Genomic DNA, 19,785 nt, shown 5'->3' on the forward strand with positions numbered 1-19,785 from the left:
ATAAAAAAAAATAAAAAATTATTTATGATTTTTTCATATTTCTAAAATTCAGATTTTTTTACTTGGTGAAGCTACCTTAACAAAAAAAACCAAAAATGATAAATATTATTTTAAAATATTCATTAATGAAAAATATGAATAAAATAATTTTTTTAAAAAAATGTTCAAAATACTAAAAAAGCCCAACTGAACATAAAAAAAAATAGAATGTAAAATATATTTAACAGACAAACAAAAGAAATTTAAAAATAATTAGATTTCTAATTTTTCAAAATTTAAAAACAAATGATTATTATGAAAATTATAACAATCTGTGAAAATGTTGTCGAAAGGAATCGAAGAGTGTATAATCTTTTTAACCTTTAATCATCTAAAGGTAAAGACAAAAAAATAAATATAGAGGTGTGAAACAATGGGCAATAACACAAACAGTGCAAAAAAGCTTACACTAATGTCATTAATATTAATGATATTTACATCAGTATTTGGTTTTGCTAATATGCCAAGATCATATTACTTAATGGGGTATGGTGCAATTCCTTGGTATATACTAAGTGCATTAGTATTCTTTATACCATACGCATTCATGATGGCTGAATATGGATCAGCATTTAAAAATGAGAGTGGTGGTATGTACTCTTGGATGGAAAAGTCAGTAGGATCTAAGTTTGCATTCATAGGTACATTTATGTGGTATGCATCTTACATAATCTGGATGGTTAACGTATCTTCAGGTATATGGATACCGTTCTCAAATGCTATCTTTGGATCAGATATGACAGCTACATGGAGTATCTTTGGATTAAGTTCAACTCAAACTATAGGATTATTAGGATCAATATGGATATTATTCGTTACAGTTGTAGGAACTAAAGGAGTTGAAAAAATAACAAAGATAACTTCTATAGGAGGAACATTTGTTGCTTTATTAAATGTAGTTTTATTAGTAGGAGCAGTTGCTGTAGTAGTATTAAATGGTGGAGAATTATCTCAACCAGTTGAAAGCTTCTCACAAGCATTTTTAACATCTCCTAATCCTCAATACCAAACACCATTAATGGTATTATCATTTGTTACATTTGCAATATTTGCATTTGGAGGGCTTGAGGTTTTAGGTGGATTAGTTGACCAAACTGAAAATGCTGAGAAAAACTTCCCTAAAGGTCTTGTTATTTCAGCTGTAGTTATATCAGTAGGATATGCAGTAGGTATATTTGCATGTGGTACTTTCACTAACTGGGCAGATGTTTTATCAGGTGAAAATGTTCATATGGGTAACGTTGCTTATGTTTTAATGAACAACTTAGGATATCAATTAGGACAGGCTATGGGAACAACTAATGCAGTAGCTTTACAAATGGGAGCTTGGACAGCAAGATTCGTTGGATTCTCTATGTTCTTAGCTTTCACAGGAGCATTCTTCACATTAACTTATTCTCCATTAAAAACTTTAATTTCTGGTGCACCAAAAGCAGTATGGCCAGGAAAACTTGGAGAAATCAAAAATGGAATGCCAGTAAATGCTATGAAGTTCCAAGCAGTAATAGTTATAGCTTTAATACTACTAGTTTCATTCGGTGGTAAGGGAGCTTCTGAGTTCTTTAATATATTAGTTTTAATGACTAATGTTGCAATGACTATACCATACTTATTCTTATTAGCAGCTTTCCCTAAATTCAAGAAAAAGCAATTAAGTGGAGAAGTTGATAAGGCATATATGGTTTACAAAACTCAAGGTGTAGCAACAGGAGCAGCTATAATAATAGGATTATTAGTTGGATTTGCAAATATATTCTCTATAGCTCAACCTGCAATAGATGGAAAAGTATTTGACTCAATAATGATGATATTAGGTCCAACTATATTCGGTTTAATTGCATTCTTCTTATATACTAATTATGAAAGAAAACATGTTAAAAATAATAAAGAAATAAAAAAAGCTAGTTAATAAATTAAATGTCTCAAATATTTTAAAAAATATTTGAGACATTTTTTTATGCTTAAGGACATTATGATACTTCATTTTCTATGGATAACTCATGAAAGTACGTTGACGACAGGAGCGAAGCGACTTTTTTATTGTTATCTTAAAAATAGTAATTATTTTAAAGGATATATGTTGTTTACACTGAAACTAATAAATATAAATACATTAATTAGTTTATTTATATTTAACAGGAGATTCGACAAATATAACTATAAAAATATGTTAATATAAGTCGTGATAATTAATATAGACTTATATATTTCACTAATTTGGAGGAGTGTTATGTCAATAAATATAAGCAGTTGTGATACTTTATGTTACAAAGGTAGTGCTAAATATAATGAAGATATTGTTGGAGTAACACCTTGGGGAGCTTGGGTTTTAGATGGGGCTACAGGACTCAACAATAAAAATTTAGTATGCAAAGAAAGTGATGCAAAATGGTATGTAAATTGGTGGAACAAATATCTTTATGAAAATATTAATAAAGAGAAAACTCTAAAGGAAATTATGATTGAAGGAATAAAGAATATAAAGTTAGAATATTACTCAAAAACAGAAAAATCTAAAATAGAAAAATTAGATACACCATCAAGTTCTATATCTATAATAAAATATAGAGACAATATAATAGAATATTTATTACTAGGAGACTGTTCTTTACATATGAAAATTGGGGAGAATACACATATAATAAAGGATAGAACAATTTGTAAACTAGATAAAATCGTTTATGACGAAATGGAAAACCTAGACAACCTTTCAAAACTTTCATTTGAAGAAATTAAAACAAGTGTAATGCAAACAATAATTAATAATAGACTAAAAAAGAATACTGAAAATGGTTACTGGATATTAGAGTTTGAAGAAAAGGCTATAGAAAAAGCTATCTATGGAGAAATAAAAGTAAATCAGCCTATAGATATTTTAATGGCAAGTGATGGTTTTTCATGTATTAGCGATAGATATAATCTTATAAATGAATATAACTTACTAGACTGTGCTATAAATGATGGTATAGGAGTTATTTATTCAAAACTTCGTAGTGTGGAAGAAGATGATTTTAAAACAATTAAATTTCCTAGATTTAAGGTAAAAGATGATTCATCGTGCGTATACTTAAATTTAGATTAAAATTAATTATAATTGACATAAACAAGGGGGACAAAATGAATATACTTCATATAATAACTCAAAAGCCAAACAGCACAGGTAGTGGAATATATATGTGTGGTATGATAAATGGATTTGAAAAAATAGGGCATAAACAAGCTGTAATAGCGGGGATAGATAAAGATGATGAACAAGTACTATTTAATAAAAATATAAAGTTTTATCCGGTAAACTTTAATACAAAAGAATTACCTTTTAATGTTGTTGGGATGAGTGACGTAATGCCATATAAGAGTACATTGTATAAAGAAATGGATAAAAGTATGGTTGATTCTCTAAAGTCAGCTTTTAAGATTAAAATAGATAAAGCAATAAAAGAATTTAAACCAGATTTAATAATATGTCATCATTTATATTTGCTTACATCTTATGTAAAAGAAGTTATAAGTGATATTCCTGTGGTAAGTGTTTGTCATGGAACTTGCTTAAGGCAACTTAAAAGTCATAATTTAGAAAAAAATTATATACTACAAAATATAAAAAATTTAGATGCTATATTTGCTCTTCATGATGAGCAAAGAAAAGAAATAATTGAGATATTTAATATATCTCCATCAAAAGTATTTACTTTAGGAAGTGGATATGATGAAAATAAATTTTTTAAAAATAAAAAGGAATTACCAAATGACTTTATAAATATAACATATGCTGGCAAAATAGCTAAGGCAAAAGGACTTAAGTCCCTTATAAAGTCGTTGAGTAATTTAACACACTCTAAAGATTTTCTAAATATAAACATAGTTGGAGATGGCAACAATAAGGATGAATATGAGGAAATTATTAATTTAGCCAATGAAAACTATTATAATATAAATTTTTTAGGTAAAATAAAACAAACAGAACTATCTAGATTATTTAGAGAATCTCACATATTTGTTTTACCATCATTTTTTGAAGGTTTACCGTTAGTAGTTATAGAGTCTTTAGCATGTGGATGTAATGTTATTACTACTGATATACCTGGCATAAAGAAATGGATAGGAAAAGAAATAAATAATAGTAATAAAATTAGTTATGTAGATTTGCCTAATATGAAAGATGTAGGAGTTCCTTATGAAAATGAACTTCCTAATTTTGAAAACAACCTAACATATGCTATAAACAATATGATATTAAATATTGTAGAACATAATACTAGAAATAAAACGATAAACATGGAAGATAAAACCTGGAATGGTTTATGTAATAGATTAGAAGAAACTATATTAAGCTTTAATTATTAATATAATAAAAAGAGGTATCATAAGCTAGATTTATGATACCTCTTTATTTATATTTATGCATATTTTTAAACTGCCAAATTTTTTTGAATATAGTTAATTGAATCGTCTATATTATCAAAAAATTTTTTAGAAATTAGTAGTCGTTCTATACCATTAAAAAAGTATTTATTATCAAAAACTTTGTCAATTTTAATCTCAATATAATCATCGAAGATGTTTATATAAATACATTTAGTATATTTATATAAACACTTAAAAGCAACAAACTTATTAGATGTTGTTTTTACTAATGTAAAGTTATTTAAGTTTAATTTAGACTTAAGATAAATCGCAGTACTATCCATATACACTCCTTTTAAAAATTAATAATCCTAAATAGATTATTACCAATATATAGATATTTTATATCAATTTAATTAAATAAATATAAAAAAGTCGCTTCGCTCCTGTCGCCAACGACGTCGTTTGCTACTTAAAAGGCATAAGCAATATTTGCCTACACCTTTTAATGAATAAAATATATAAGGTTAGTAATGAGTATATGTAAATTATATCCACAAATTAAAAATTAATACTAAAATTACTTTTTAGTAATATATAGAAATTTTCAAATATATATAATTATATATTGATAATAAGAAAGAAGTGATTTTATGAACTATTTGAGCTATTTAAATATAAAACATTTCAAAGGGATAGAAAATTTAGAGCTAAAGGATCTATCAAACGTAAATATAATAGTTGGAAATAATAACACAGGTAAAACATCATTATTAGAAGCAATATCATTATTACAAAGCCAAAATAGTCTAAAAACTATTTTAAAACACATATCAAGAAGAGACAGTGCATACCTATCTAAATTTGAACTTTTTTTAGAGCTATTTCCAAAACAACAAGATGAATTAAAAAGCATACACATAAATTCTATTATAAACAATAAAAGTAGAGAGTTAGTACTAAAAGGAAGTTTGTCAAATGATTTAGAATTAGATAGTGTTTGCTTAAAGGATTATAATCAAAAATCATTTAAAGGTACTATCAGCGTTAAATTAAATGAAGAAAGTATTACAAAGAAAAAGATAGAGTTAAAGGAGAATCAAAGTGTAATAGAGAATAGTAGTTATGACATCATAAAAATCATATATATAACACCATATGACCATTTTAAAGATGGACTTATAAATAAAACTATAGAAAATATAGAATTAAGTGAAAAATTGAAGATAATAGAGTTATTAAAAAAATTCGATGAAAATATATTGGATTTTAAGGTAGTAACAAAAAACAGTAAAAATAATATCCAAAGGACATATATACACCATAAAATCAATGGAGAAATGCCGCTATTTAGCTTTGGAGATAGTATAAAGAAAGTTCTTACATTAGCTTCAGCTGTTATAAATGCAAAACAAGGTATACTTTTAGTAGATGAAATAGAAACAGCTATACACAAAAATATGATGATTGAAGTATTTAAATGGTTTATTGAATTTTGTAAAGAATATGAAGTTCAACTAGTTTGCACAACTCATAGTTTAGAGGTAATCGATGGAATTATAATGTCTATGGATGAGGAAATTGATGATCTATCTTGCTTTAGAATAGAGACATACGATAATAATGTCTACAGTACTAAATTTTCAGGCAATAGATTAAAAGATATTAGAACTTTTCTAGGTCAGGATGTGAGATAATGAGAAGCTTTATATTCTTTGTTGAAGGAGTACATGATGTAAACTGTGTAGCAAGAGTATTGCTTCTTAGACACTTTAAAGAAGCTAATAATATAGATCAGTTACCTCAAATGTGGAAAGATAGAATTCCAAGAACATACCCATTTATAAACAATAGACTAGATAGACATATACCAATGCCATCATTTTTTATGAAAAATAACCTATGTGTGACAATTGTTTCTTCAAATGGTGCTACAAATATAATTAATGATATAGACTTGTATTTGAGTAATATGACAAAAGCTGAATTGAAGCAAATAAACGGTGTATGTGCTATATTTGATGCAGATCAAAATAGTGCACAAAAATCTTTTGATGATAAATTTAAAAAATATAATAAGGATATGGTGATAAATAAAAAAGATTTTTTAGTTGGTCATTGCAGAGTTAGAGGAGAAATTATAAATCTTAACTATTATTTTTTCCCTGATAATAGTTCAAAAGGAACATTAGAGAACCTATTATTAGAGGGAGCCAAAGTAGTTTATAGTGATTTATTAGAAAGTGTAAATGAATATTTATCAAAGGTTGATGAAAGGCATAAGTACAACTGGAGTATATCAAGTGAAAATAAGGTTAAGGTAGGATGTATAGCTAATGTATTCCAACCAGGAGGAGCCAATCAAACATCAATTAGATATGACAATTGGATAAGCGATGAAAGTATGGCATTTAGTTACGTAATAAAAAAATTTTATGATTTTATAGTTGACTTAGTTGAATGATAAAAGGGGGATTCTTATATGAATTGTGCACACACATATCCAGCATTAGAAATAAATTTAGATAAAATCTATGCAAATACTAAATATATAGTAAATCTATGCAAAGATTTAGATATAAGCATAGCCGGAGTTGTAAAAGGTGTTAATGCTCAATCCGAAGTAGTTGAAAAAATGGTAGATGGAGGATGTGAGTATATAGCAAGTTCAAGAATAAATCAGCTTATACAATTAAAGGCAAATGGTATGAATAAAGATACTATGTTAATAAGAATGCCTATGATGGGAGAAATAGAGAAATTAGTAGGAAATGTTGATATAAGTTTGAATTCAGAATTAGAGACTATAATAAAAATAAACCAAGAGTGTAAAAAACAAAATAAACAGCATAAAGTAGTTTTAATGTTTGATTTAGGGGATTTAAGAGAAGGAATATTTGATCAAAAAGAATTTATAGAAACTGCAATATATATAGAAAACAACCTAAAAAATATAAAACTTTATGGAGTAGGAACTAATTTAAGCTGCTATGGTTCAATTAAACCATCTTATGAAAATCTAGAAAAACTATGTAATGTAGCTATTGAAATTGAAAAAAATATAAAAAGAGAATTAGATATAGTATCTGGAGGCGCAACAACAACGCTACCTTTAATATTAGATAATAAAATACCTAAAAAAATAAACAATTTAAGAGTAGGAGAAGCTATATTAGTAGGAAGAGATTTAGAAGATTATTGGGGATATGATATAAAAGAAATACACAAAGATACAATAACTTTGAAAGCCGAAATTATAGAAATAAAAGAAAAACCTTCTTACCCAATCGGTGAAATGTTTATAGATGCATTTGGAAATAAACCACAATATGAAGATAGAGGAATTAGAAAAAGAGCTATATTAGGTATAGGAAAGCAAGATTTTGTATTTCATGATACTTTAATACCTTTAGATGAGGGCGTAGAAATAGTTGGAAGTAGTAGTGATCACTTGATTATAGATATACAAAATTCAGCACAAGAATTTAAAATAGGAGATATAATTAATTTTGGAGTGTTTTACCCTAGTATGCTTTATTTAACTTCTTCAACTTATGTAGATAAATATTATATTTAAAAAAGATATTAAAAGAGCTAAACGTAGATTCCTACTAAGGCTCTTTTAATACGACCAAATTAATACAAAAGCTCCTAGTAGAGATATATACTAAGAAAACAAAAAAGTAGATAGTTATATAATAAAAAATTTGGGTATATAATTATTAAGAAAGATATAATTGAAAGAACTTATAATAAGTAGAAAGGTTGGATTTACTTTAATGAGAATATATACTAAAACAGGTGATAGTGGTCAAACATCGTTATATGATGGAACTAGAATAGATAAAGATAGCTTAAGAGTTGAGTCTTATGGAACAATAGATGAGTTAAATTCTTATATAGGATTGTGTATAAATTACACTAAAGATGAAACTGACAAAAAAATATTATTTGATATTCAAAAGTTTCTTTTTTACGTTTCTGCAGACCTTGCAACAATAAAAAAAGATAAACTAAAAAAAACTATAGAAGAAAGTGATATAATTAAATTAGAAAAAATTATAGATGATTATATAAACAAAACAGAAGATATAAATGCTTTTATAATTCCAGGAACAGGTTTAGCATCAGCAAATTTACATATAGCACGTACCGTATGTAGAAGAGCAGAAAGAAGAATTTTATCTCTTAGCAAATATGAAGAGGTAAATCCTTTAGTAATTAAATACATAAATAGATTGTCAGACGTTTTATATGCAATGGCTAGATACAATGAGGAAAAATTAATACCTATGGAATTTTAGCATGACTCATAAATAAGTTTATTTTGTTTCAATATAATTTTAATAGGGTACTAAATAAATATAAAATACAAAAGAAAAATTAATCACGGAGGAAGAAATATGTCAAATTGTAATTCATGTCCATCAAAAAATAGTTGCAAGAGTCAAGCAACTTGTAATATAGAGAATAATCCTAATAACAAAATAAAAAAAATAATAGCTGTAATGAGTGGGAAAGGTGGAGTTGGAAAATCTACTGTTACATCATTATTAGCTAAGCAATTAAACAAAATGGGATATAAAGTAGGTATTTTAGATTCGGATATAACAGGACCTAGTATACCAAGACTTATGGGATTAGAAAATGAAAGAGCGATATCTCCAAATGGTGTAGATATTTATCCAGTAGAGACTAAAGATAAAATAAAAACTATGTCAGTTAACTTTATGGTAGATAAAGAAAATCAACCTATAGTATGGAAAGGTCCTCTAGTAGGAAAAACTGTAAAACAATTTTATAAAGATGTTATGTGGGGTGAATTAGATTATTTATTAATTGATATGCCTCCAGGAACAGGAGATGTTGCTTTAACAGTTATGCAATCTATTCCTATAAGTGGGATAGTAATGGTTTCTGTACCTCAAGATATGATATCAATGATAGTAGCAAAAGCTGTTAATATGGCTAAAATGCTTAATGTTAACGTAATAGGGGTTGTAGAAAATATGAGTTATATTCAATGCCCAGATTGTGACAAAAAAATAAAGCTATTTGAAGGTGAAGAAACTAATAAGTTCTTAGATGAAATGAACTTAAAGTTACTTGGAGAATTACCTATGACTAAAGAAATAGTAAATATAACACATAATGGTGTTGAGGAAATTAGTAATGAATTAAGTGAAACTTTAAATAATATAATAGATCAAATAAAATAATTCAAAGAGCTGTTAAAAGACTAATTAAAATATTAGTCTTTTGACAGCTCTTTTCAATTTAAGGAAATTTAAAATATGATATAATTAAACAATAAGGAGATGATAATTTATGAAATTAATAGATTTACATTGTGACACTATAGATAAATTAATGGAAGATCAAAATGCAAATTTATATAAAAATGATTTTTCAATAGATATACAAAAGCTAAAAAAATCAAATTCGATAGCTCAAGTATTTGCAGTTTATTTTGACTTAGATTTGTACAGAGGTAATCCATATAATCGATTTGAAAATATGGCATCAAAATTCTATGAACAACTAGATTTAAATAAAAATGACATAGCTTTAGCTAAAAATTATCAAGATATATTAAATAACCAGAAACAAAATAAACTATCAGCAATACTTTCTATAGAAGAAGGTGCTGCTCTTAATGGAGATATTAAAAATTTATATAAGGCACATGAAGCTGGTGTTAGATTAATAACTTTAACTTGGAATTATGAAAATGAAATAGGATATCCTCACAATAAAGTAGGCTTTGAGAATGAAGGACTTAAACCTTTTGGATTAGAGGTTATTGAACGAATGAATGAACTAGGAATGATAATTGATGTATCGCACTTAAATGATGGAGGTTTTTATGATGTTTCTCGTAATTCAAAGAAACCTTTTATAGCATCTCATTCAAATGCAAGAAATGTTACTGGAGCTAGTAGAAATTTAACTGATGATATGATAAAAGTTTTAGGTAACAAGGGTGGAGTTACTGGAATTAACTTTTGTAAATTTTTCTTAGGAGAGAGCAATGTATCAAAAGTAGATGATATAGTAAAACATATAAAACATATTGTAAATGTTGGAGGAATTGATGTAGTTGCAATGGGGTCTGATTTTGATGGGATACCAGATGACCTAGAAATGAAAGATATAAGTCAAATGTATATGCTACAAGATGCATTATTAAAATCAAGATTCAATGAAGATGAAATAGAAAAAATGATGTACAAAAATGCATTAAGAGTTATAAAAGACGTTTTATAATATAATAAGCAATTAAAATAAAAAGTACCTTACAATTAAAATATAAAGGTACTTTTATTTTACTCATCTATTTAAAAGGAAACATCATCCAAGGATTAGCCAGTACTTCTCTAGAAGTTAGACATTCTACTTTTAGTATCATACTAGAATCAATCACCATATATTCTGCCTGACCATTACCTCTTATTCTATATCCTTTTACATTCTTATTTTTCTCATCTAATTGAGTAACTATAAAATTAAAAGTTCTACTGTCTTTACAAGCTCCCTTTTCAAACTTAGTACATTGTGTTATACGAACCATTCCATTACAATTTTTAATTACTTCAAATATAGATGGTTTTTCAGGCTTTTGATTTTCTTTAAAACACTCTAAACTTAATATTTGACTAGACTTTAATATTATGTCTTCAAAGGGCTCATTATCTTTTAATACAACACCTTCAATAAAGCCACAATTTTTATGAATTTTTGTTATTTTAAGTATTACATTTTTACTTGTAATACACTCTCCATTGATACTTAGTGAGCAGTATGTTACTTTAAGCTTCTTATTTTCACACTTTTCTATAGTTTGGAAAACATCTTGTTCAGATATAAATTTTAAACTAGGACCTAACATAAATAATTCCCCCCTAATTAATATTACACACTATCCTCAAAATAAATAAACTTAGTATATATATTAAATTATGGCCATGCACTTAAATTAGTTACAATATATAATATATAATAACAGTTTATTTTTTACTTTTTATAGTTTATTTATATAATATAATTCAATAAGCTTTAGTTTATTACTAAAACAATAAATTTAAGGAGGAATAATAAATGAAATATCTTAGTTATAGGAGTGGAATTATTGTGGAAATCTCTGAAAGTTCAAATGAGAATTTTAAGTATATAATGATAGCAAAAGATGTAAATGATATATATACGTATACTAAATTAGTATATTCTCAAGACACTATAATACTTGATTGTGAATATTCTGAAATAGGAATTGATGATTTAAATATAGGAGATTATGTTTTTGTATACCACTCAAATAGAATGACTATGAGCATTCCTCCTCAAACATCAGCATATATAATTGAAGTTAAATAATATACCTAGCCAACACATATCTAAATTATTTTATAGATATATGTTGGTTATTTTAGTATAATACTATATAAAATACTAAAACTATTTATATTACACTTTTTAGACCTAAATAATAACTAGCAAGGAGATTTAAATATGAAAAAACTTATGATAATAGAAGATTCAGAAGTTATAAGACAAGAATTAAGCTCTCTATTATCCAAATATGGATATGAGGTCATAGCTCCAGATAACTTTGATAATATAATTAATGAAATTGAAACTCAAAATCCAAATCTAATTTTATTAGATATAAACTTACCTGTATTTGATGGATTCTATATATGTAGAGAAGTTAGAAAAACATCAAATGTTCCAATTATAATAGTTACAAGTAGAGATAGTGATATGGATGAACTTATGAGTATGAACTTAGGAGCAGATGATTTTGTTACTAAACCATATAATACTCAAATATTACTAGCTAGAATAAGTTCAGTATTGAAAAGAGCTTATGGCGATACTGAAAATATGGATATACTTACATATAAAGAGCTACAACTAAATTTATCAAAGGGAACTATACATGCATTTGGTAATACTTTGGAAATAAGTAAAAATGAATTAAAAATATTGTCTTATCTTATGAAAAACAAAGAAACAATAGTATCTCGTGATAAAATAATGAACTATATGTGGAATTCAGATGTATTTGTAGATGATAATACATTGTCTGTAAATGTTAATAGACTTAGAAAAAAACTAGAGGAAATAGGACTAGATAACTATATCGAAACAAGAAGAGGATTGGGGTATATAATTAAATGAAGCTATCAAAATTCTTAAAAGATAGAGGCCTTTTTCTATCAATAAATTTAATCCTGGCTTTACCTATAGTTTTAATTATGGTTGCATTCAAGTTTAAAATTGAATTAATAGCTATAATAATGTTCATATGGTTTGTTCCATTAATGTCATATATTCTATTAGAATTTAATAATAAGAAAAAATTTTATGATGAATTAGAAGATATTCTTGCAAATATTGATAAAAAATATTTGTTATCTGAAATTATGAAAAAGCCATCTAACCATGAAGAGGAAAAAATTAAAGATATATTAACTGAAACTAATCGTAGCATGAGAGAACAGATTAATTACTATAAAAATATTCAAAAAGAGTATCAAGAATATATAGAGACTTGGGTACATGAAATAAAAACACCTATAGCTTCTACGATGCTTATAATAGAGAATAATGAGGAACTAGTTCCATATTCTATGAAAAATGAAATCAAAAAAATTGAAAACTATATAGATCAAGTTTTATATTATTCAAGAAGTAATGATGTAAGTAAAGATTATATAATAAAAAAGATGGATTTAGAATATGTAGTTAGAAATGTAGTAAAGAAAAATGCTAGTGATTTTATAAATAAAAAAATAGCTATAGATATGCACAATTTAAGTGGATTTGTATATAGTGATTCAAAGTGGATAGAATTTATAATAAATCAGATTATATCAAACTCTATAAAGTATAGTACAACTGAAAATCCTAAGGTAAGTATATATTCTACTAAAAATGAAAATAATACTATACTTACAATAAAGGATAATGGAGTGGGTATTTCACCAAAAGATTTAAATAGAGTTTTTGAAAAAGGATTTACTGGTGAAAATGGAAGGTTATATGGCAAATCTACTGGTATAGGATTGTATCTATGTAAGAAGCTATGTGATAAATTAGGTATAGGATTAACGCTAAACTCTATACATAATAAAGGAACAGAAATTAATATTATTTTTCCAATAGGAAGAGAGTTAAAATAAAGCTATCTCATTTCAATGAGATAGCTTTATTTTATTTATAAGTAAAATGTAACAATATGAAAAAAAATACATATTTATACAATAAGAAGTAAAATTTACAGAACTTATTGGGGGTATATACATGCACACAAACAATAAATCAAATAAAGGTAGAGTACCTAAGAACAATAAGAATTCAAAAAAATTAAGTAAAAGTAAAAATAAATCAAAAGCATCTACTAATGATTTAAATCAACAGCTAAAAAAAATATTGCTAGAAAAACTTATAGAAAAATTAAAATAAATCAATTTAACCAAGAGAGTTTTCATATGAAAACTCTCTTATTCCTTTTTTAGTATAAGATTAGATATAGATGGAAAAATTAAATAGTAAATAAAGTAAATAAAATCTTAAAATTAAATATATAAGGAGTAAAAAATGCAAAACAAAAAACAAACATTAATACAAAGTTCATTAGGATCTGTATTTTCAGTTTTTAGTGAAGATGAGTTAAAAAAAATAACAGATAAGAATAAAAGAACTGTTGCTATATCTGGTAAAATAAATAACCCTGGGATAATAGAAGTACCTGAAAATGCTACTTTAGCTGAAGTAATAACTCAAGCTGGAGGTTTATTAAATGATAGTGGTTTTAAAGCTGCCCAACTTGGTATTCCATTTGGAGGTTTTTTAACAGAAGATAGTTTAGATAAAGAATTAGATTTTAAACTTTTTGATAATGTAACAAGTAGAAATATAATAATACTTTCTCAAGAGGATTGTATAATACAGTATGCTAAATTCTATGTAGATTATTTATTGGGTAAAATTCAAGACGGTGGACTTGAGGAATATGATGTTGCTAAAAAGGAGATAATTAGGATTTGGAAGCTTCTTGATAGAATAAGTAAAGGTAGAGCTAATATGAGAGATGTATACCTATTAAGAAGACTCACAGGTACTGTTAAAGAAAAGGTAAATCAAAAACATAACATAATAGAGGAAATAATAGATAAATTCTATGAAGAAATCAAAGAACATATAGAGGAAAATAGATGTTATACATCACAATGTAATCATTTAATAAAACTAAGAATAACATCTAAATGTATAGGATGCGGAGCTTGTAAAAGAGCATGTCCTGTTGATTGTATAAATGGAGAACCTAAAAAACAACATTACATAGATTATACAAGATGTACACATTGTGGTCAGTGTATAGCTGCATGTCCTGTAAATGCTATAACAGCAGGAGATAATACATTTAAGTTTTTAAGAGATTTAGCTACTCCAAATAAAGTTGTAATAACACAAATGGCACCCGCAGTAAGGGTTGCTATCGGAGAAGCATTTGGGTTTGAACCAGGTACAAATGTTGAAAATAAAATAGCTGCAGGTCTTAGAAAATTAGGTGTAGAATATGTATTTGATACTACATGGGCTGCAGATTTGACCATAATGGAAGAAGCAGCTGAGCTTCAAGAAAGGCTAGAAAAACATTTAGCTGGAGATAAGGATGTAAAACTTCCTATTCTTACATCATGTTGCCCTGCATGGGTAAAATTCATAGAACAAAACTACGGGGATATGCTAGATGTACCATCATCAGCTAAGTCACCAATGCAAATGTTTGCAACGGTAGCTAAAGATTTATGGGGAAGAGAACATGGACTAGAAAGAGATCAAATTACATCAGTAGCAATTATGCCATGTATAGCAAAGAAATATGAAGCTTCAAGACCTGAGTTTTCTAGAGGACTTAACTACGATGTTGATTATGTAATTACAACAGCTGAACTTGTAAAGATTTTTAAAGATTCAGGTATAGATTTAAGTACAATTGAAGACGAGCCTATAGACCAAGTGTTAGGTGAATATACAGGGGCAGGAGTCATATTTGGTAGAACAGGTGGGGTTATAGAAGCAGCTACAAGAACTGCAGTTGAGAAAATGACAGGTAAAAGAGTTGATAATATAGAATTTGAACAATTAAGAGGATGGGATTCTTTTAGAGCATGTGAACTTGAAGTAGGAGATTTAAAGCTAAGAATAGGTATAACGTATGGACTAAAAGAAGCAGGTAAAATGTTAGATAAAATAAAAGAAGGCGAAGAGTTTTTCCATGCTATTGAAATCATGGCTTGCACATATGGATGTGTTGGCGGTGGTGGACAACCAAAAGCAAGAAAAAGAAATGAAGTATTACAAAAAAGAGCTGAAGGATTAAATAGCATAGATAGATCTCTTCCAATTAGAAGATCTTATGAAAATCCAGCTGTACTTGCAATTTATGATAAATACTTAGATCATCCTTTAAGCCACAAAGCTCATGAACTTTTACATACAAAATATTTTGTAAAAGTAAAAAAGAATAAATAAAATAATAAACACCCTTTATTTAGATATTTTATAAAGGGTGTTTATTATTTTTCAATCTATAAAATGAAAGTTATGAAAACCTTACGCTCAATCGTTGTCATAAATACTTTTAAAATGATATAATTTGCATAAAGGGGAAAGATTAATTAAATGTAAATATTATTTGGAAGGGATATATAATGAAGAGTTTAAGTAGTGTAGTTATTAATATGATAGAAAATATACCTATACCAGCTGTATTGGGAGAATTTGAAATAAATACAAATGGTATAGAATTAACTTCGATAAAAAGTTATAGCTCTTTAATAAATAATTTATTAAAAGACTATAATTTATCAGAAAAAGAATTTTTGAAAGATTTTATTAAAACAGTTAATTACAATTTAAATAAAGATGGTTGCAAAACTGAACTATGTAATCAAAATTTTATATGCTACATAGCTAAAGCCTTACAATGGTTTAAAATAACTATTCAAAATATAGATGATAGTTATTTTATAATTTACTTTTATCCTACCTATGAAGGCTATAATGATACCGAAAATATTTTAGAATATAATAAAAAAATAGCTCTAGAGTTTGATCATAAAAAAATATTGGATATTGTTAGCGATTCTATTCCGGACCATATATTTTATAGAGATCTAGAAGGTAGATATATGGATGTAAATAGAAGTTTTTTGCAAGATACAAAGTTATTAAAAGAGGATGTTATAGGAAAAACTAATTATGATCTTGAAATATTTAGAGATCTTAGTGAAAACTTTAAAGAATCTGATGATAAAATACTTCAAAGTAAAAAATCTGAAGTATTCCATGAGGTAATTTACTTTGGAAATGATTTAAGGCATATTGAAACTATAAAAGCACCGTGCTTTGATAGTGAAAATAGAATCCTTGGGATTGTTGGAATATCACGAGATATTACAGATCGTGTATTAAGGGAAGTAGAAGAGGAAAAAATAAAGGCAGACTTTTTCGCTAATTTATCACATGAACTAAGAACACCTCTTAACTTAATATTCAGTTGTTTACAGATGATAGACTTAAAAATAAAAGACAATGATGATATAAAAGCTTCATGTGGATCATATCTAGATATTATAAAACAAAATTCTAAAAGGTCATTACGGTTAATTAATAATTTTATAGATTCTAATAGGTTAAACAATGGATATTTAGAATTAAATGCTCAAAATGGTGATATTGTACAATTTATAGAAAATATCTGTGATTCTGTTTCGGAGTTTGTACATCAAAAAGGATTGACTATAATCTTTGATACTTATATAGAAGAATGCATTATGAGTTTTGATATGGAAAAAATAGAGCGTATAATGTTAAATTTAATATCTAATGCAATAAAATATAACAAACCTCATGGAAGGATAGATGTAATTTTAAAATTAAAGCAAAATATATTTGAAATAAAGGTAAAAGATACTGGTATTGGAATACCTAAAGAGAAGCAAGATGAAATATTTAAAAGGTTTAAACAAATTGATAATAGACTAACAAAACATAGTGAAGGAAGTGGTATAGGATTATCATTAACTAAGTCACTTGTTGAAATTCATAATGGAAATATATCGGTAAACAGTGAAATAGGTTTAGGAACTGAGTTTATAGTGAAAATACCATCTACTAAGGAGCATTTAAATACTAAAAAAGTTTCAAAAATAAATGATAAGTTAATAAATACGAATGAATTAGTAGAAAGAATGAGTATTGAATTTTCTGATATATATTAATAATTCTATTTCCTATAATTTAAATATACTTATAAAAAAGATTAACTATAGAAATAATAAACTTAAATAAAACTATTTAAAAGAAATGAGTGTATATAAATTATGGGTAAAAAAATTTTTTTAAAAGATATAGAAGATGGACAACAATTTAATACATCTCTTTTAGTCATGAAGAGACTATACAAAGATACTAACAAAGTAGTTTATTTATTAAGTGATAAAAGTGAACAAATAAAAGCAAAAATACCTGCTCGAATTAAGCTAGAGATAGGAGATGTCATAAGCATTAATACTCAAAAAACTTTTATATTAGATATCTCACAAATTGAAAAGTTAACAGATTACAGCTTGGAAGACTATCTTCCTACTGTAAATAGATCTATCGATGACATTATTAATGAAATAGAAATAATATCAGAGGAATGTATAACTTCACAAGAAGGTAAGCTTCTAAATGATTACTTTTTTAAAGATCAAGATTTTATATCTAAATTTAAAGTAGCTATTGGAGGAATATCTATGCATCATAATTACATAGGTGGATTATGTGAACATACACTAGGTGTAATGTATTTAACTAAAGTGTTATGTGATAGATACAATTGTAGACGGAGAGAAATAGCAGTTCTTAGTGCTAAATTGCATGATATAGGTAAAATTTATGAGCTTGATTACAATGGTCCTTTTAAGTATACATTACAAGGTGAATTAGAAGGGCATATAGCCATAGGTATTCAATTAATAGACAGAGCTTTTAATAATATCGACTATCCATTTAGTGATGACTTTATAAGACGAATAAAAGGATGTATAATACAACATCACGGAAAAATTGAATATGGTTCTCCAAGAGAGGCTAACATGGAAGAATCCTTTATATTAAATTATGCAGATAGTGTAGATGCTACTTTAAATAGAATCAACCAGATAAAAGAAGTTACCAAAGAAAATAGTTGGTCAGAGTATGACAGACGAATAGATAAAAAGCTATATCTATAAATTATATTAAGCAATACATATTTAAAGATAATTGATTTAAAACTAAAAAAAAGATATCTTAATCTAACATATTTTAAGATATTTTTTTAGTTTTTGAAGTAAGTGTATAGAAATTTAAAAACTTATATAGACAAAGTATTACTAGTATAGTATGTTAAAAATATAGATGAAAATTCAATTTAAATAGGGGGTAAAATGAATAATCCATTAGTTATAAACATACAAAAATGTAGCATTCACGATGGACCGGGTATTAGAACTACTATTTTTTTTAAGGGTTGTCCTCTAAAATGTACTTGGTGTCACAATCCAGAAAGTCAGAAATACACAAAAGAAGTTTTATATAATCAAGAAAAATGTACACAGTGCAATTCATGTATGAATAATTGCCCTAATCATGCTATATATAAAGAAAATAATCGAATATATTTGCATAAAGAAAAGTGTGAATTTTGCGAAACTTGTTTAGACTATTGTTTAAATAATGCTCGTGAAATAGTAGGTAAAACATACACTGTCAATCAACTAGTTCATGAAATTGAAAAAGACATGATTTTCTATGAAGAATCTAATGGTGGAGTTACTTTATCTGGGGGAGAAGTTATGACATCAGATATATTTTTTATTAAACAAATACTTAAATCATGCAAAGATAAAGGTATACATACTACAATTGATACTTGTGGTTTTACTTCATTTGAAAATTTTAAAGAAATTTTACCATACACAGATTTATTTTTATATGATGTTAAACTAATAGATAACGAAAAGCATCTATTAGTTACAGATGTAGACAATAAACTAATACTTGATAATCTAGAAAGATTATCTAAAGAAGATGTTAGTATCACTATTAGAATACCGTTAATAGAAGGTGTAAATGTAGATAAAGACAACACTGAGATAATAAAAATAATACAATTTTTATTACCATTAAATATAAAACACATAAATCTTCTTCCATATCATGATATAGGAGTTTATAAATACACAAAGTTAAATAAAGAATATTATGGTACAGAATTTAAAGCTCCAAGTGAAGAAAAATTAAAAGAGATCAGTTCATTATTTGAAAATAATCATTTTATAACTAAAATAGGGGGATGAA

Annotated in this window: 19 protein-coding genes; 17 read left to right on the forward strand and 2 right to left on the reverse strand. The window is 26.4% G+C overall.

Annotated features, from left to right (window positions below):
- The first annotated feature begins 412 nt into the window (after positions 1-412).
- From yjeM to BLP75_RS07710, 3 genes are all read left to right on the forward strand, one after another.
- Positions 413-1,948 carry a glutamate/gamma-aminobutyrate family transporter YjeM gene (gene yjeM, locus BLP75_RS07700; protein ID WP_092725070.1) on the forward strand — a complete coding sequence of 512 codons (1,536 nt, stop codon included), beginning with the start codon at positions 413-415 and terminating at the stop codon, positions 1,946-1,948.
- 321 nt (positions 1,949-2,269) lie between these two features.
- Positions 2,270-3,121 (forward strand): hypothetical protein, encoded by an 852-nt coding sequence (locus BLP75_RS07705; protein WP_092725071.1) that lies wholly within the window; start codon positions 2,270-2,272, stop codon positions 3,119-3,121.
- A gap of 35 nt (positions 3,122-3,156) precedes the next feature.
- Positions 3,157-4,383 carry a glycosyltransferase gene (locus BLP75_RS07710; RefSeq protein ID WP_092725072.1) on the forward strand — a complete coding sequence of 409 codons (1,227 nt, stop codon included), beginning with the start codon at positions 3,157-3,159 and terminating at the stop codon, positions 4,381-4,383.
- Between the two features lie 65 nt (positions 4,384-4,448).
- Here the strand turns inward: BLP75_RS07710 and BLP75_RS07715 are convergent, their stop codons facing one another.
- The gene (locus BLP75_RS07715) at positions 4,449-4,727 is read right to left on the reverse strand and encodes a hypothetical protein (protein ID WP_092725073.1); all 279 of its coding nucleotides are present in this window, start codon (positions 4,725-4,727) and stop codon (positions 4,449-4,451) included.
- 309 nt (positions 4,728-5,036) lie between these two features.
- On the opposite strand from BLP75_RS07715, the gene BLP75_RS07720 reads away from it, so the two are divergent.
- The 6 genes from BLP75_RS07720 (at position 5,037) to BLP75_RS07745 (ending at position 10,650) form a co-directional block, all read left to right on the forward strand.
- Positions 5,037-6,080: an AAA family ATPase gene (locus BLP75_RS07720; RefSeq protein WP_092725074.1), complete on the forward strand. Its 1,044-nt coding sequence runs from the start codon at positions 5,037-5,039 to the stop codon at positions 6,078-6,080.
- Entirely contained in the window at positions 6,080-6,847 is a 768-nt protein-coding gene (locus BLP75_RS07725) for a DUF3226 domain-containing protein (RefSeq protein ID WP_092725075.1), read from the forward strand. The genes BLP75_RS07720 and BLP75_RS07725 overlap by 1 nt, the downstream gene beginning before the upstream one ends.
- Positions 6,848-6,865: 18 nt before the next feature.
- Positions 6,866-7,960, forward strand: a complete 1,095-nt coding sequence (locus BLP75_RS07730; protein ID WP_092725076.1) for an alanine racemase — start codon at positions 6,866-6,868, stop codon at positions 7,958-7,960.
- A gap of 160 nt (positions 7,961-8,120) precedes the next feature.
- Positions 8,121-8,687, forward strand: a complete 567-nt coding sequence (locus tag BLP75_RS07735) for a cob(I)yrinic acid a,c-diamide adenosyltransferase (protein ID WP_330385794.1) — start codon at positions 8,121-8,123, stop codon at positions 8,685-8,687.
- A 99-nt stretch (positions 8,688-8,786) separates the two neighbouring features.
- Positions 8,787-9,602: an Mrp/NBP35 family ATP-binding protein gene (locus tag BLP75_RS07740; protein ID WP_092725077.1), complete on the forward strand. Its 816-nt coding sequence runs from the start codon at positions 8,787-8,789 to the stop codon at positions 9,600-9,602.
- Positions 9,603-9,711: 109 nt separating this feature from the next.
- Positions 9,712-10,650 carry a dipeptidase gene (locus BLP75_RS07745; protein WP_092725078.1) on the forward strand — a complete coding sequence of 313 codons (939 nt, stop codon included), beginning with the start codon at positions 9,712-9,714 and terminating at the stop codon, positions 10,648-10,650.
- A 67-nt stretch (positions 10,651-10,717) separates the two neighbouring features.
- On the opposite strand, the gene BLP75_RS07750 is transcribed toward BLP75_RS07745, so the two are convergent.
- On the reverse strand, positions 10,718-11,272 hold the full coding sequence (locus BLP75_RS07750; protein WP_092725079.1) for a hypothetical protein: 555 nt from the start codon (positions 11,270-11,272) through the stop codon (positions 10,718-10,720).
- Positions 11,273-11,481: 209 nt separating this feature from the next.
- Between BLP75_RS07750 and BLP75_RS07755 the strand changes: the two genes are divergently transcribed.
- The 8 genes from BLP75_RS07755 (at position 11,482) to BLP75_RS07785 (ending at position 19,784) form a co-directional block, all read left to right on the forward strand.
- A complete protein-coding gene (locus BLP75_RS07755; protein WP_092725080.1) occupies positions 11,482-11,757 on the forward strand; it encodes a hypothetical protein in 276 nt (91 codons plus the stop codon).
- 135 nt (positions 11,758-11,892) lie between these two features.
- Positions 11,893-12,564 (forward strand): response regulator transcription factor, encoded by a 672-nt coding sequence (locus BLP75_RS07760; protein ID WP_092725081.1) that lies wholly within the window; start codon positions 11,893-11,895, stop codon positions 12,562-12,564.
- Entirely contained in the window at positions 12,561-13,568 is a 1,008-nt protein-coding gene (locus tag BLP75_RS07765) for a sensor histidine kinase (protein WP_092725082.1), read from the forward strand. Before BLP75_RS07760 ends, BLP75_RS07765 begins: the two co-directional genes overlap by 4 nt.
- A gap of 121 nt (positions 13,569-13,689) precedes the next feature.
- Entirely contained in the window at positions 13,690-13,851 is a 162-nt protein-coding gene (locus BLP75_RS18135) for a hypothetical protein (protein ID WP_170139110.1), read from the forward strand.
- A 135-nt stretch (positions 13,852-13,986) separates the two neighbouring features.
- Positions 13,987-15,927: a [FeFe] hydrogenase, group A gene (locus tag BLP75_RS07770; protein ID WP_092725083.1), complete on the forward strand. Its 1,941-nt coding sequence runs from the start codon at positions 13,987-13,989 to the stop codon at positions 15,925-15,927.
- Positions 15,928-16,106: 179 nt separating this feature from the next.
- On the forward strand, positions 16,107-17,678 hold the full coding sequence (locus tag BLP75_RS07775; RefSeq protein ID WP_092725084.1) for a sensor histidine kinase: 1,572 nt from the start codon (positions 16,107-16,109) through the stop codon (positions 17,676-17,678).
- Between the two features lie 102 nt (positions 17,679-17,780).
- A complete protein-coding gene (locus BLP75_RS07780) occupies positions 17,781-18,677 on the forward strand; it encodes an HD domain-containing protein (protein ID WP_092725085.1) in 897 nt (298 codons plus the stop codon).
- Between the two features lie 195 nt (positions 18,678-18,872).
- Positions 18,873-19,784, forward strand: a complete 912-nt coding sequence (locus tag BLP75_RS07785; protein ID WP_092725086.1) for a trans-4-hydroxy-L-proline dehydratase activase — start codon at positions 18,873-18,875, stop codon at positions 19,782-19,784.
- Position 19,785 lies beyond the last annotated feature (1 nt).

This window comes from Romboutsia lituseburensis DSM 797, from assembly GCF_900103615.1.
Taxonomy (GTDB): domain Bacteria; phylum Bacillota; class Clostridia; order Peptostreptococcales; family Peptostreptococcaceae; genus Romboutsia_F; species Romboutsia_F lituseburensis.